Raw genomic sequence first — 12,597 nt, 5'->3', positions numbered from 1 at the left:
GTGTCCGCCGTCCGTCCCCGCGAACCGAACGCCGCCGACCCCTACACCTCGATCCGCACCGAGGTTCCCGCACCCGGTGTGGGCCTGATCCGGCTCGAGCGGCCGAAGGCCCTCAACGCCCTCAACGGGGTCGTGCAGGCGGAGGTGCTGGCGGCGGCGTCGGTCTTCGACGACGACCCGGAGATCGGTGCCGTCGTGATCACGGGCTCCGAGCGGGCGTTCGCGGCGGGCGCGGACATCGCCGAGATGGCGGCCCTGGACTACTCCGCCACCGAGGGCCTGTTCGACGGCTGGGACCGTCTCGCCCAGCTCGGCACGCCACTGGTCGCAGCCGTGTCCGGGTACGCCCTCGGCGGCGGCTGCGAGCTCGCCCTGCTCTGCGACGTCCTGATCGCGGCGGACACGGCGGTGTTCGGGCAGCCGGAGATCAACCTCGGCATCCTGCCCGGGATCGGCGGCAGCCAGCGGCTGACCCACGCCGTCGGCAAGGCGAAGGCCATGGACCTCGTCCTCACCGGCCGCACGATGGACGTCCACGAGGCCGAGCGGGCCGGGGTCGTGAGCAGGATCGTCCCTGCCGCCGACCTGCTCGACGAGGCGGTCGGTGTGGCCGCGACCATCGCGCGGAAGTCCGGGCCCGCGGTGCGGGCGGCGAAGCAGGCAGTGAACCGGGCCTTCGAGATCGGCCTCACCGAGGGCGTGCGCTTCGAGCGCGCCTTGTTCCGCGGCCGGTTCGCCACGACGGACCGGGCCGAGGGCATGGCGGCGTTCCTGGAGAAGCGGGAGCCGCGTTTCACCGACCGCTGACGCGTCCCGTCCCGGCCGGCCGTGCCGGTCGCGGGAGGTACGGTCGTCGCCGTGACGATCCCTCCCGCGACCGGTGCGGCGGTCCGCGGTGCCCGCTGAGGAGCGGGCCTCCCGAAGGCGCCGCGGGACGCCCTCGAAGGGCGACCTGCGCGAGCAGGCGATCCTCGACGCCGCCGAGGCGCTGCTCGACGAGCGGGGTGTGGACGAGCTGACGGTCGAGGAGATCGCCCGCGGCGCCGGGATCACCCGGGGCGCGCTCTACTTCTACTTCGGCTCGAAGCAGGAGGTGCTCGTCGCGCTCGTCGCCCGCACCGTGGCGGCCCTGCGGGAGACGGCCCGGCTCGCGGCGACGGAGGGCGGCCGGGACCCCCGCGACAGCATCCGGGCCGCCCTGGGGACCACGGCCGCGGCCTGGCGGGAGCACGGCCGGACTATGCGGGTCGCGGTCGACCACTCGGCGGTGATCCCGGAGATCGGCGCGATGTGGGTGGAGGTGCTGGAGGAGAACGCCACCGCGCTGCGCGGGGTCCTCGTCCGCGCCGGGGTACCGGACGGGCCCGGCCCCACGGACGCGGCGGAGCGGGCGAGGGCGCTGTGCTGGATGACCGAGCGCACCTTCTACCGGGCCACCGCCACCGGTAAGAGCCTCGACGCCGCCCTCGAGACCTGCGACTTCCTGTGGCGCAGCGCCCTTCCCGCATGAGCGGCGCCGCGGTTCAGATCTGGTTCTCCCCGCCGTCGACGTAGAGGTTGGAACCGAGGACGTAGCTGCTGTCGTCGGAGGCCAGGAAGGCGACGGCGGCGGCGACCTCCTCGGGACGCCCGATCCGCCCGATCGCGACCCCGGCGCCCATGGCCGCCTTGGCCGCGGCCGCGTTCTGCTCGCCGACGAGCTCGGTGATCCCGGAGGTGTCGATCGGGCCGGGGGAGATGGCGTTGACGCGGATGCCCCGCCCCTTCAGCTCGTTGGCCCAGGTCCGGGCGAAGGACCGGACGGCGGCCTTGGACGCGGAGAAGGCGCCGAAGGCGGGGGTGCCGTTCTCCGCGGCCGTGGAGGCGTTGAGGATCACCGACGCCCCCTCGTTGAGCAGGGGCAGCGCCTTCTGCACGGTGAGCAGGGTGCCCTTGACGTTGACCTCGAAGATCCGGTCGTAGTCCTCCTCGGTGATCTGCTCGAGGGTCGCGAACGAGGCGGTGGCGGCGTTGGCGAAGAGCACGTCGAGGCCCTTGCCGCGCGCGCGGACGGCGTCGTAGACCCGGTCGAGGTCGGCCGGGACCGTGATGTCGGCCGGGACGGCCGTGGCCGCCGGGCCGATCTGCTCGACGGCCTCGTCGAGCTCCGCCGTACGGCGGCCGACGAGGAAGACGTGCGCTCCCTCGGCGGCCAGCCGCGCGGCGCTCGCCCGCCCGATCCCGCGGGTGCCGCCGCCGGTGATGACCGCCGTCTTGCCGTCCAGTCTTTGCATGCCGAGCTCCAGGTATTTCGGTTCCGATCGGTACAGATCGAGACCGTAGCACTTCGGTACCGAGCGGTACGGAACTGGTAGCCTGGTGCGGTGCAGGACACAGGGAGGCGACCGGTCGGCCGTCCGCGGGGTTTCGACGCCGACGAGGCCCTGGAACGGGCCATGCTGCTGTTCTGGGAGCAGGGCTACGAGGGCACGAGCCTCACGGACCTGACCGCCGCCATGGGCATCACCCGGACCAGCATGTACGCGGCCTTCGGCAACAAGGAGGAGCTGTTCCGCAAGGCGCTGCGGCGCTACACGGAAGGCCCCGCCGCCTACGCCGCCCGGGCCCTGGCCGAACCGACGGCGCGGGGTGTGGCGACCACGTTCCTCCGCGGCGCGGTCGAGGCGAGCTCCCGGCCCGCGTATCCGGCGGGATGTCTTGCGGTGCAGGGCTCGCTGGCCGCCGGGGACGGGGGCCGGATCGCCCGCGACGCACTGCTCGCGTGGCGGGACGAGGGCTGGCTCCGGCTGCGGGATCGGTTCGGGCAGGCCGTCGACGAGGGCGACCTGCCCGGCGACACCGATCCGGCCCTGCTCGCCCGCTACGTCATGACCGTCGCGAACGGGGTCGCGGTCCAGGCGGTCGGCGGTGCCGGTCGCGCGGAGCTCCAGCAGGTCGCCGACGCCGCCCTGCGGAACTGGCCGCCCGTCTGACGGCGCGGCCTACGAGGGGGTGACCTCGCGGCGCAGGATCTTGCCCGTGGGGCCCTTGGGAAGGGCGTCGACCAGCCAGACCCGGCGCGGGTACTTGTAGGCCGCGAGGCGCTCCTTCACGAAGTCCCGCAGCTGGTCCGGGTCCGCCTCGGCGCCGGGCCGCAGCGCGACGGCGGCGCCGATCTCCTCGCCGAGCTCCGGGTGCTCGATCCCGATCACCGCGGCCTCCGCCACGGCGGGGTGCTCGTAGAGGGCCTCCTCGACCTCCCGCGGGTACACGTTGTAGCCGCCGCGGATGATGATGTCCTTCTTGCGGTCGACGATCGTGTAGTAGCCGTCGGAGTCGCGGGTGGCGATGTCGCCGGTGCGCAACCAGCCGTCCGGGATCGCCTCTGCCGTGGCCTCGGGCCGGTTCCAGTAGCCCTTCATGACGTTCTCGCCGCGGACGGCGATCTCGCCGGGCTCGCCGTCCTCCACGTCCCGGCCCTCGTCGTCGACGATCCGCATCTCGCACCCGCGCGCCGGGAAGCCGATCGTGCCGGGCTTGCGCTCGTGGCCGGGCTGGTTGAAGGAGACCACCGGGGAGGTCTCGGACAGCCCGTAGCCCTCGAAGACCTCGCAGCCGAACCGCTTCTCGAAGGCGCGCAGGATCTCCACCGGCATCGCCGACCCGCCGGTGATGCAGCTGCGCAGCGACGACATGTCGGCGCTCTCCGCCTCGGGGGAGTGCAGCATCGCCGCGTACATCGTCGGCACGCCCTCGAACACGGTGACCCGGTCCCGGGCGACGACCTCCAGCGCCTTGGCCGGGTCGAACCGCGGGATCAGGGTCAGCGTGGCGCCGTACCGGACCGCGGCGTTGAGCCCGCAGGTGAGGCCGAAGACATGGAACAGGGGCAGGCAGCCCATGATCACGTCGTCGGGTCCGATCCGGAGCAGGGTCTCGGCCGTGGTCGCCGCGTTCGAGGCCAGGTTGTGATGGGTGAGCTCGGCGCCCTTCGGCTGCCCCGTGGTGCCGGAGGTGTAGAGGATGACCGCGGTGTCGTCCGCGGCGCGCTCGACGGGCTCGGTGACCGGAGTGCCCCGCAGCTCCGCCGGACCGGTGGCGGGCACGACGATCCCGCTGATGCCGGCCGCGGCGGCCGCGGCCGGCACCACGTCGCCCGACCCGTCCCCGCCGTAGATCAGCGTCATCCCGGAGTCGCGGATGTAGTACTCGACCTCGCGGGCCTTGAGCAGCGGGTTCATCGGGACGACGACGGCGCCGGCGAGCAGGGCGCCGTAGAACAGGACCGGGTAGGCGGGCACGTTGGGCAGCACCAGCCCGACCCGGTCGCCGGGCTCGACGCCACGCTCGCGCAGGTCGCCCGCGACGGCGGCGGCCGCGGCGTGCAGCGACGCGTAGTCGAGGACGTGGTCGTCGAGCGTGATCGCCGGCTGCGCCGGGAGTGCGCGGGCGGGGGCGACGAGGGTCGTGGCCAGGTTCACGGGTCGGTCCTTCCGGCGGGATCGGGGGAGGGTCAGCGGTAGCGCTCGCCGAGCGCGGCCCACTCGTCGAGCCCGACGGCGCGGAAGAGCCCGAGCGGGCCCTCGGCGACCTGCGGGTCCGCCCCGCCCATGCCGACCAGGGCGGCGGCGATCGCCTGGGCGGCGGGCTGGAGCACCGCGCCGGGGTAGATCGCCATCCGGAACCCGAGCCGCTCCAGGTCCGCGTCCGGCACGACGGGGGTCCGGCCCGCGGGCACCACGTTGAACACCAAGGGGGCCTTGACCTCCGCGGCGATGCGCTCGACCTCCGCGACCGAGTACGGGGCCTCGACGAAGATCATGTCGGCGCCCTCGGCGGCGTACCGGTCGGCCCGGGCGAGTGCCTCGTCCAGGCCCGCGGGGCCGCGCGCGTCCGTCCGGGCGATCACGACGGTGTCGTTCTCCCGGGCCTCGAGGGCGGCGACCAGCTTGCGCACGAACTCGTCCGTACCGACGACGGACTTGTCGGCGAGGTGCCCGCACCGCTTCGGGAAGTCCTGGTCCTCGAGCTGGATCGCCGCGACCCCGGCGCGCTCGTAGGCCCGCACCGTCCGCACGACGTGCATCGGGTTGCCGTAGCCGGTGTCGGCGTCCGCGACGACGGGCAGCCCGCTTGCCTCGACCACGACCGCGGCCCGGTCGGCCATCTCGGTGGCCGTGGCCAGGCCGATGTCGGGCAGCCCGTACCCCGAGGCCACCGCGCCGGCCCCGGTCAGGTACGCGACCCGGAAACCCGCCCGGCGGACGAGGTGGGCGCTGATCCCGTCGAAGACGCCGGGAGCGCGCAGCATGCCCGGTTCGTCCAGGAGCCTGCGCAGCTCGGCGGGCGCGGTGGTCGCGGTGCTCGACGGTGTGGTCACGGTGTCTCCTGTCCGGCGCTCAGGGCGCCTTGACGATCGGGACGTGGGCGAGCTCGAACGCGCGGATCGCCGCCTCGTGCCGGAGGGTCACGTCGATGCCGTCGTGGCCGTCGAGGAACCGCTGCCGGGTGTCGGCGCTCATCCGGACCGGGGCCTCGACCCCGCCGGCGCGGATGGTCAGCGCCACCAGGTCCACCGTCACCTCGGTGGCCGGATCCGCGTCGACGGCGTCCATCATCGCGCCGACCGCGCTGTCCTCGACCACGGCGGGCACGAGCCCGGACCGGACCGCGTTGTCGGCGAAGATGTCGCCGAACCGGGAGGCGACCACGACGGTGAACCCGTAGTCCTGCAACGCCCACACAGCATGCTCACGGGAGGATCCGGAGCCGAAGTCGGCCCCCGCGAAGAGGATCGTGGCGCCGTCGTGGGCCGGGTCGCCGACGGGGAATCCGGGCTCCGCCCGCCAGGTGGCGAACAGGTGCTCGGCGAATCCCGTACGGGTCGTCCGCAGGCAGTGCCGCGCGGCGATGATCTGGTCGGTGTCGACGCTCGTGCGCCGGATGGCGACCCCGCGCCCGGTGATCGTGCGGATCGGTTTCATCGAAGGGCCCCCAGGTCCGACGGAGCGGTGAGCCGGCCGGTCAGCGCCGTGGCGGCGGCCGTGGTGGGCGAGACCAGGTGGGTGCGACCGCCGCGGCCCTGGCGGCCCTCGAAGTTGCGGTTCGACGTCGAGGCGCAGCGTTCGCCCGCGGCCAGCGAGTCGTCGTTCATCGCCACGCAGAGCGAGCAGCCTGCGGTGCGCCACTCCGCTCCCGCCGACCGGAACACCTCGTCCAGGCCCTCGGACTCGGCGGCCTTCTTGACCGCCGCCGACCCGGGGACGACGAGCATCCGCACGCCGGAGGCGATCCGGTGGCCGTCGAGGAGGCCGGCCGCGGCACGGAGATCCTCGATGCGCCCGTTGGTGCAGGACCCGAGGAACACCACGTCGACCGGGATCTCCCGCATCGGGGTACCGGGCGCGAGATCCATGTAGGTCAGCGCCCGTTCCGCCGCGTCGCGCAGCGCGGGATCCGGGTCGGCGGACGGGTCCGGGACCACCCCGCTGAGCTCGACGACCTGGCTCGGGTTGGTCCCCCAGCTGACGAACGGCGACAGGGTCGTGACGTCGATGTCGACCCGCCGGTCGAACTCGGCCTCGTCGTCGCTGCGCAGCGCCGCCCAGGACGCCACGGCCTCGTCCCAGGCGCGGCCCGCCGGCGCGTACGGGCGGCCGCGGAGGTACTCGGCGGTCACGGCGTCGGGCGCGATCATCCCGGCCTTCGCCCCGGCCTCGATCGACATGTTGCACAGCGTCAGCCGGGACTCCATGGACATCGCCTCGACGGCGGCCCCGCGGTACTCGATCACGTGGCCCTGCGCGCCCCCGGTGCCGATCCGGCCGATCATGGCCAGCGCGACGTCCTTCGCCGACACGCCCGCGGGCAGCTCGCCGTGCAGCGTCACGGCCATGGCCTTCGGCTTGGCGAACGCCGCGGTCTGGGTCGCCAGCACGTGCTCGACCTGGCTCGTCCCGATCCCGAAGGCGAGCGCGCCGAACGCGCCGTGCGTGCTCGTGTGGCTGTCGCCGCACAGGATGATCCGGCCCGGCTGGCTGATGCCGAGCTCGGGCCCGATCACGTGCACGATCCCCTGGCCCGCCGTCCCCGAGCGGTGCAGGGCGACGCCGAACTCCTCGCAGTTGCGCCGCAGCGCGTCCACCATCGTCGCCGCCACCCCGGTGCGGCCCAGCAGGCCGCGGGTGGGTACCACGTGGTCCTCGGTCGCGAGCGTGAGGTCGGGCCGGCGGACCCGGCGGCCGGCCAGGCGGAGGCCCTCGAACGCCTGCGGGCTCGAGCCCTCGTGGAGCAGGTGGAAGTCGACGTAGAGCAGGTCGGTGCCCCCGCCGCTGCGGTGCACGGTGTGTGCGTCCCAGATCTTGTCCAACAGAGTGCTCATCGTTACGCGGTCTCCCCGGTCGTGCTGGTGGTGCTGTCCGTCGACCGCCCCGACGCGCCGCCGTGGCCGAGCCGCCGCGACAGGGCCTGCGCGGACTCGGCGACCATCGGGCCGTACTTCTCCGCCATCGGCCGGTCGACCCGGAACGACGGACCGCCGACGGCGACGGCCGCCACGACGGCGCCGCTCGCGTCGAACACGGGTGCGGCGATCGAGTTCAGGCCGGTCTCGCGCTCCTCCTCGGTGAGCAGCCACCCGTTCGCCCGCACGAACTCGAGCTGCAGGTCCAGCGCGGACCGCGAGTCGCCCGGCGCCTGCTCGGCGCTCTCGACGAGGACCGCGTTGAGCACCCGCTCGTCGTAGGCCATGAACACCTTGCCCCCCGCGCCCGCCCGGACGGGCGCCAGCTGGCCGACGTCGCAGCGGAAGATGATCGACCGCGGGCTGAGCTTGACGACCACGGCGACCCGGGTGGTGCCGCGGCGGATGTAGAGCCCGGTCGTCTCGCCGGTCAGGTCCCGCAGGTGGGCGGCGACGGGCTCGGCCGCGACCAGCAGGTCCGAGCCGGCCGAGGCGGCCGTGGCCCAGCTCAGCACGCGCAGCCCGACGCAGTACTCGTCTCCCGTCCGCTGCAGGAGCTCGCTCGCGACGAGGGTGCGCACCAGGCGGGCGACCGTCGAGTTGGGCATCCCGGTGAGCCGGCGGATGTCGCTCAGCGACAGTCGGGTGTGCTCGGGGGAGAAGCAGTCGAGGACGCGGACCGCCTTCTCCATGACGAGGATCGAGGGCTGGCCGTCAGGCATCGTTCTGCTCCCCAGGGTCGTGCTGCAGGGCGTGGCGCAAGCCTGCCGAGGATAGAGCGGTCACGGACGGCCCCCTCGCGAGGACGATGGGGCCCCCGGAGCGCGCGGTGCGTGCCGCTCGAGCCGCGAGACGTCGTCGCATGAGCTCCTCCGATGACTACATCGTGGCAGCCCTTGCCACGAAGCGGTCTGAAGGTAGATGCTGTTGTCGCGCTGAGTCAAGGCGATCAGCGGGAGCTACCGGATCGGTGATCGGCGCGCTAACGTGCCGAACCGCATCACGGTCAACGAACCCACCTGGGGAGCAAGGAGGCTCGAATGGGCAGGCGTGACATCAAGGGCGACGCGAAGCGCATCTTCGACACGATCAGCGCCGGCGGCGCGGTCATCATGCCCGGCGACATCGGCTACGCGGCGGGCGCGAACTCGGGGGCGAGGCTGCAGCAGCTGTTCGACGCCAAGCAGCGCGCCCCGCACAAGCGGAACGCGATGGCGGGGAACTACGAGCTGCACCGCGAGGTGCACGAGATCGGCACCCGCGAGCAGGAGATCATCGACGCGATCGCGCTCGACGCGGGGCTGCCGATCTGTGTCGTCGCGCCCTTCCGGGCCGACCATCCGGTCATCGCCGCGGCCGCGGCCGACACCCTGACCGCCAGCACGGTCGGCGGCACGCTGGCGATGCTGCTGAACAACGGCCGGCTGCCCGAGGAGGTCGTCCGCCTCACCCACGCCGCGGGCCTGCCGCTCTTCGGCTCGTCGGCCAACCTGACCGGGACCGGCACCCGGTTCCGCGTCGAGGACATCCAGCAGCCGATCATCGACGCCGTGGACCTGGTCGTCGACTACGGGCTCTCCAAGTACCACCACTACCGGCGGTCCTCCACGGTCATCGACTTCACCACCATGGAGGTCATCCGGATCGGGTCCTGCTACGACCTCATCAGCGACATCCTGGACCGGCAGTTCGGCATCGCGGTCCCCGCCGACCCGGGCCGCGACGTCCTGCCGTCCGGTCACCTCCGCGAGCAGGCCGCCGCGGCGAACTGACGCCGCCACCTCCCCCTCCCACCGGCTCGAAGGAGAGCACGATGGACGACACCCTCGACCGCGCCACCGCGGACCCCCAGGCCGTCGCGGGCAGGCTGGCCGCCCGCCTCGAACGGCTACCCCGAACCACCCGGTCCCATCGCGGCTGGATGGTCCTGCTCGGCATCCTGTTCATCTGCGACCTGATGGACACCAACGGCCTCGCCTACGCGGCCCCGGCGATCCGGGCGGAGTGGGGGTTGTCGGTGGCCCAGATCGGGCAGCTGACCTCCTACTCGTTCCTCGGGATGTTCGCCGGGGGGATCATCGGCGGCCGGCTGTCGGACCGGCTGGGCCGGCGGCGCGTGCTCGTCTGGGGCACGGTCGTCTACTCGGTCGCCTCGCTGCTGTGTGCGGTCGCCCCGAACCTGGCCGTGCTCGGTGCCCTGCGGATCCTCACCGGGGTCGGCATCCAGGCCGTGACCGGGGTGCTGATCGTCTATGTCGCCGAGATGTTCCCCGGGATCAGCCGTGGGCGGTGCCAGGCGCTCATGCTGGGCATCGGCCTGCTCGGTGTCCCGCTCGTGGCGGCCGCGGCCCGGCTCATCGTGCCGCTCTCGCCCGGCGCGTGGCGCTGGCTGTTCGTCCTGGGCGCCATCGGGATCGTCCCGGCCGTGCTGGCCCGGTTCCTGCTCCCCGAGTCGGTGCGCTGGGCCGCGGTCAACGGCCGGGTCGACGAGGCCAGGACCACCGTGGAGCGGCTGGAGTCCCAGATCCCCGGCCCGCTGCCCGAGGTCGCCGCGACCACCGCGATCCACGAGGACAAGAAGGCGTCGGACCTGTTCGCGCCCGGGATCCGCAAGCGCACGATCGTCGCGACGCTGACCCTGATCTTCGGCACACTGGGCGTCTTCGGCTTCACCGGCTGGGTGCCCACCCTGCTCGTCGAGCGCGGTTACTCCACGGCGGAGGCGCTGACCATCACCACGATCTTCTCGGTCGGTCCGCCCCTCGGCGCGCTGTTCGCGATGCTGCTCAGCGACCGGTTCCAGCGGCGCACGACCTCGCTCGTGGTCACCACGATCGTCGCCGCGATGATGCTGGTCTTCGCGTTCACGGGTTCCTACTGGGTCCTGGTGGTCAGCGGGTTCCTGGCGACGATGCTGCTGCAGACCAACACCGCCGTCGTGTACGCCTACCTGCCCGAGGTCTTCCCGACCGTCCTGCGCGGTCTCGGATCCGGGTTCGCCAACGGTGTCAGCCGCCTCGCCGGGTTCGGCAACGCGTTCCTCATCGCCGCCGTCGCCGCCGCCGTGGGCTTCGGCGGGGTCTTCACCCTCACCGCCGTGTTCATCCTGCTCTGCGGTGTGACCGTCGGCCTGTTCGGCGAGCGCACCCGCGGCCGCCGGCTGGAGGACATCGGCGAGAACGTGCCCTGAGCCCCGCACGACCACTGCGGTCGACCGCGCGCCGCGCGCGGCCGACCGCAGTGGTCGTGGTGGGCCTACCGGCCGGTCTCCGCCTCGTACTCCGCCAGGGCCTCGGCCAGGAGGGGATACGCGACGAGGGGCACGTGATAGCCACCCGTCAACCCGGTGAGCCGCAACGTCTCCACGATCTCCTCGGGGTCGACCCCGGCCCGGAGCGCCTCGAGCATGTGGAAGCGGCAGCCCCCGTGGAAGTGGGCGGCCGCGTCCAGCGCGAGGAGGACGAGCTGGCGCACCGGCTCCGACAGCGAGGTGCCGGGACCCATCGCGTGCTGGTAGCCGGCGTGGAAGTCCCGCAGTGCCTGCGGATCGAAGCGGGCGGCGACCTCGAACACCTCGGGGTAGCGGCCACGATCCGCGAGGATGCGGGCGAGCACGTCCTCGCCCGTGAGCTCGTTGCTCATCGCGCCGCTACTCCGGCTTGGCGCCGAGGAAGGTCTCGTCGTCCAGCGCCAGCACCAGGGAGAGCAGCGCGCCCGGGTAGCTGTACTCGCGCATCCCCATGAACTGGCCGGAGACGTACGGGGTGAAGGTGGACTCACCCGGGCCGTAGACCGGGCCGCGGGCCGTCGCCGCCGACGCCCTGATGTTGGCGAAGTGCACCTCGACCACAGGCTTCCCGGTGTCGTAGAGGGCGAACGGCACCGACTGGCTGGTGGTGGTCAGCCCGGCGGGGTTGACGAGGTAGCCGTCGACCCGGTCGCCCGACTCGTGGATGTACTCCAGGATGTCGCCCTCGTGGTTGGACATGAACCGCTCGATCACGACGCCGAGGCGGGCGCCCCACTCCTCGGTGAACCGCCCGAGGCCCTCGGCGGAGACGTTCGGGCCGTACATCCGCTTGTTCCGGCGGGCGAGGTTGGAGACGTTCGGCCCGTCGATCACGGCGATGGTGTAGCGCCGGTCGCTCGTGCGGAGTCCGTCGATGGCGGCTGGGTTCGTCACTGTGCTGGCTCGCTCTCGTGTGTCGGGTTGTTCCAGTCGAAGGTCAGGGCGGCCGGCGCCCGGGCCGCGCGCGGCACGGGGCCGACGTGCCGGACGAAGCCCAGGCCGGGTACGCCGGAGTCCTCCAGCCAGTTCGCGGTCTCGACGAGTGCGGCCAGGTCGAGGCCCGTGTGGTAACCGGCGAGCTCCAGGGCCTGCGCGGCGTCCTCGGTGCAGACCCCGCCGCCCCGCTGACCCGGCATCGCCGGGTGGCCGCCGCTCCCGGCGAGGGAGACGTCGATGGTGCCGACGCCGAGCTCGGCGAGGGCGAGGACGTTGGCCACGCCGAGCCCGCGGCTGTCGTGGACCTGCACGGTCAGCGACCCCGGTGGCACGTGGTGCGCGGCGACGGCGAGCAGCTCGCGGAGCTGCGGTGGGGCGGCGTAGCCGAAGGAGTCGGCGAGCACCCAGTCCGTGACCCCGATGGCGACGAGGCGGCGCGCGATCGGCTCGAGGTCCGCCGGGCCGCGCGGGGGCCCGAGGGGGCCACCCCACGCGAAGATCACGTAGGTGCCGAGGGTGATGCCGAGGCCCGCGGCGACGTCCGCGAGGCGCTCGAGCTCGGCCAGGGACTCGGCGGTGCTGCGCCCGATGTTGGCCCGGGCGAAGTCCTCGTCCGCCGAGAGCAGGAAGGTGGCGGAGTCGGCTCCCGCGTCGGCGGCGGCGCGCAGGCCGCGTTCGTTGCCGATACAGCAGCCCAGCGTGAGACCGGGCGCCGGGCGCACCGCGGCGAACACCGCGGCGGCGTCGGCCAGGCCGGGGACCAGGTCCGGGCGCACGAACGAGGACAGCTCGAAGTCCCGGATCCCGGCGCCGACGAGCCGCTCCACCAGCTCGATCTTGAGCTCGGTCGGGACCGGATGGGCCTGGAAGGTGAGCCGCGGCGCGATCTCCCGCAGGCGCACGGCTCCCCGTGTCGGTGGTTCGCTCACGG

General features: G+C 73.2%; 14 protein-coding genes. 5 read left to right on the top strand and 9 right to left on the bottom strand.

Features of this window, described 5'->3' with window-relative positions; translation table 11 throughout:
* On the top strand, positions 1-807 hold the full coding sequence (locus ABD324_RS00485; RefSeq protein ID WP_425565696.1) for an enoyl-CoA hydratase-related protein: 807 nt from the start codon (positions 1-3) through the stop codon (positions 805-807).
* Positions 808-895: 88 nt separating this feature from the next.
* A complete protein-coding gene (locus ABD324_RS00480) occupies positions 896-1,510 on the top strand; it encodes a TetR/AcrR family transcriptional regulator (protein WP_344411475.1) in 615 nt (204 codons plus the stop codon).
* Positions 1,511-1,523: 13 nt separating this feature from the next.
* Here the strand turns inward: ABD324_RS00480 and ABD324_RS00475 are convergent, their stop codons facing one another.
* Entirely contained in the window at positions 1,524-2,273 is a 750-nt protein-coding gene (locus ABD324_RS00475; protein WP_344411474.1) for an SDR family NAD(P)-dependent oxidoreductase, read from the bottom strand.
* A gap of 90 nt (positions 2,274-2,363) precedes the next feature.
* Between ABD324_RS00475 and ABD324_RS00470 the strand changes: the two genes are divergently transcribed.
* Positions 2,364-2,972 carry a TetR/AcrR family transcriptional regulator gene (locus tag ABD324_RS00470; protein ID WP_344411473.1) on the top strand — a complete coding sequence of 203 codons (609 nt, stop codon included), beginning with the start codon at positions 2,364-2,366 and terminating at the stop codon, positions 2,970-2,972.
* A gap of 9 nt (positions 2,973-2,981) precedes the next feature.
* On the opposite strand, the gene ABD324_RS00465 is transcribed toward ABD324_RS00470, so the two are convergent.
* From ABD324_RS00465 to ABD324_RS00445, 5 genes are read right to left on the bottom strand one after another with little or no spacing between them, the layout of a single operon-like run.
* Positions 2,982-4,460, bottom strand: coding sequence for a long-chain-fatty-acid--CoA ligase (locus ABD324_RS00465; RefSeq protein ID WP_344411472.1), 1,479 nt, complete (start codon positions 4,458-4,460; stop codon positions 2,982-2,984).
* Positions 4,461-4,492: 32 nt separating this feature from the next.
* A complete protein-coding gene (locus ABD324_RS00460; protein WP_344411471.1) occupies positions 4,493-5,359 on the bottom strand; it encodes an isocitrate lyase/PEP mutase family protein in 867 nt (288 codons plus the stop codon).
* Between the two features lie 19 nt (positions 5,360-5,378).
* Positions 5,379-5,963, bottom strand: coding sequence for a 3-isopropylmalate dehydratase small subunit (gene leuD, locus ABD324_RS00455; protein ID WP_344411470.1), 585 nt, complete (start codon positions 5,961-5,963; stop codon positions 5,379-5,381).
* A complete protein-coding gene (gene leuC / locus ABD324_RS00450) occupies positions 5,960-7,360 on the bottom strand; it encodes a 3-isopropylmalate dehydratase large subunit (protein ID WP_344411469.1) in 1,401 nt (466 codons plus the stop codon). Before leuC ends, leuD begins: the two co-directional genes overlap by 4 nt.
* A gap of 2 nt (positions 7,361-7,362) precedes the next feature.
* Entirely contained in the window at positions 7,363-8,163 is an 801-nt protein-coding gene (locus ABD324_RS00445; protein ID WP_344411468.1) for an IclR family transcriptional regulator, read from the bottom strand.
* Positions 8,164-8,481: 318 nt separating this feature from the next.
* On the opposite strand from ABD324_RS00445, the gene ABD324_RS00440 reads away from it, so the two are divergent.
* On the top strand, positions 8,482-9,213 hold the full coding sequence (locus tag ABD324_RS00440) for a Sua5/YciO/YrdC/YwlC family protein (RefSeq protein ID WP_344411467.1): 732 nt from the start codon (positions 8,482-8,484) through the stop codon (positions 9,211-9,213).
* A 41-nt stretch (positions 9,214-9,254) separates the two neighbouring features.
* Positions 9,255-10,631 (top strand): MFS transporter, encoded by a 1,377-nt coding sequence (locus ABD324_RS00435; protein ID WP_344411466.1) that lies wholly within the window; start codon positions 9,255-9,257, stop codon positions 10,629-10,631.
* Between the two features lie 65 nt (positions 10,632-10,696).
* On the opposite strand, the gene ABD324_RS00430 is transcribed toward ABD324_RS00435, so the two are convergent.
* Genes ABD324_RS00430 through ABD324_RS00420 form a run of 3 tightly spaced genes read right to left on the bottom strand, consistent with a single transcriptional unit; the run spans position 10,697 to position 12,595 of the window.
* Entirely contained in the window at positions 10,697-11,083 is a 387-nt protein-coding gene (locus tag ABD324_RS00430; protein ID WP_344411465.1) for a carboxymuconolactone decarboxylase family protein, read from the bottom strand.
* 7 nt (positions 11,084-11,090) lie between these two features.
* Positions 11,091-11,624, bottom strand: coding sequence for a type II 3-dehydroquinate dehydratase (locus ABD324_RS00425; RefSeq protein ID WP_344411464.1), 534 nt, complete (start codon positions 11,622-11,624; stop codon positions 11,091-11,093).
* Positions 11,621-12,595 carry a beta/alpha barrel domain-containing protein gene (locus tag ABD324_RS00420; RefSeq protein ID WP_344411463.1) on the bottom strand — a complete coding sequence of 325 codons (975 nt, stop codon included), beginning with the start codon at positions 12,593-12,595 and terminating at the stop codon, positions 11,621-11,623. Before ABD324_RS00420 ends, ABD324_RS00425 begins: the two co-directional genes overlap by 4 nt.
* Positions 12,596-12,597 lie beyond the last annotated feature (2 nt).

This window comes from Pseudonocardia ailaonensis (assembly GCF_039531635.1).
Classification (GTDB): Bacteria; Actinomycetota; Actinomycetes; order Mycobacteriales; family Pseudonocardiaceae; genus Pseudonocardia; species Pseudonocardia ailaonensis.
Note: the sequence above shows the minus strand (reverse complement) of the source record. Positions and strands in the feature narration are given on the sequence as shown.

What these genes read in the sequence shown, in the direction of transcription:
- ABD324_RS00475 (WP_344411474.1), bottom strand. Translation starts at nt 2,273, where the DNA reads ATGCAAAGACTGGACGGCAAGACGGCGGTCATCACCGGCGGCGGCACC.
- leuD (WP_344411470.1), bottom strand. Translation starts at nt 5,963, where the DNA reads ATGAAACCGATCCGCACGATCACCGGGCGCGGGGTCGCCATCCGGCGC.
- leuC (WP_344411469.1), bottom strand. Translation starts at nt 7,360, where the DNA reads ATGAGCACTCTGTTGGACAAGATCTGGGACGCACACACCGTGCACCGC.
- ABD324_RS00445 (WP_344411468.1), bottom strand. Translation starts at nt 8,163, where the DNA reads ATGCCTGACGGCCAGCCCTCGATCCTCGTCATGGAGAAGGCGGTCCGC.
- ABD324_RS00440 (WP_344411467.1), top strand. Translation starts at nt 8,482, where the DNA reads ATGGGCAGGCGTGACATCAAGGGCGACGCGAAGCGCATCTTCGACACG.
- ABD324_RS00435 (WP_344411466.1), top strand. Translation starts at nt 9,255, where the DNA reads ATGGACGACACCCTCGACCGCGCCACCGCGGACCCCCAGGCCGTCGCG.
- ABD324_RS00430 (WP_344411465.1), bottom strand. Translation starts at nt 11,083, where the DNA reads ATGAGCAACGAGCTCACGGGCGAGGACGTGCTCGCCCGCATCCTCGCG.